The 723-nt window shown below is 39.1% G+C and carries 2 pseudogenes; both read left to right on the top strand.

Features of this window, described 5'->3' with window-relative positions:
- A pseudogene (locus V7147_RS01765) lies at positions 1-223 on the top strand (hypothetical protein); the annotation flags it as partial.
- A gap of 211 nt (positions 224-434) precedes the next feature.
- Positions 435-723, top strand: a pseudogene (locus V7147_RS01760) (hypothetical protein); the annotation flags it as partial.

The raw sequence follows: 723 nt of genomic DNA, 5'->3' as shown, positions 1-723 counted from the left end.
TGGAATACCAGGGCAATTTCCGCAACAAGGCCTACCAATGGGTCAACCAGGATTCCCGGGTCAATTTCCTGAACAAGGCTTCCCGATGGGGCAACCAGGATTTCCGGGACAATTTCAACAAGGTGGATTCCCTGGCGGACCTTTTGGCATGAATCCAAATCAACAAATGGGGTTTAATCCAATGTTTAACATGCCTGATGTAGATGATGACCTAGACGATTAAAATAAATTCAAATAATTGCAAGGGCGGATAAAAAATTCGTCCTTTTATTTTTTAGTATGCGTTCTACAAAAAAATTGGGAAAAAGTAAAAATACATCAAGTCCAAAATTTTAATAACCTGCAAAAAACTAACAGAAATAATCCCCCTTTGATAAGCCAACCTAAAAGATGAACATGAATTTATGTTCAAAAGGTCAAAGGGGGTTATTGTATTGAGGAAGATACTCTATTCAGTTTCAACTGCAGCATTATTGCTTGGGGGTCTAACGGCTTGTAATACCAATCAGGGAGCAGCGCCAAATAGGGATTATAATGATAATGCAAGACCAATTGGGTATTACTCAAACGAAAATGTTAATGACCGGTATGACCGTAACGGAAAAGGATATCATCTTCGTGACAACGATGGTCCATTAACAGAAATTATGGACCGAAATGGCAACAACTTTAACAGGAACGATCGAACCGGAGTAATGAACAACAGGAACGACAGAAATAACA

The organism is Bacillus sp. JJ1521 (genome assembly GCF_036965165.1).
GTDB lineage: Bacteria > Bacillota > Bacilli > Bacillales > Bacillaceae_L > Ferdinandcohnia.
This window is presented reverse-complemented; position numbering and strand designations above follow the sequence as displayed.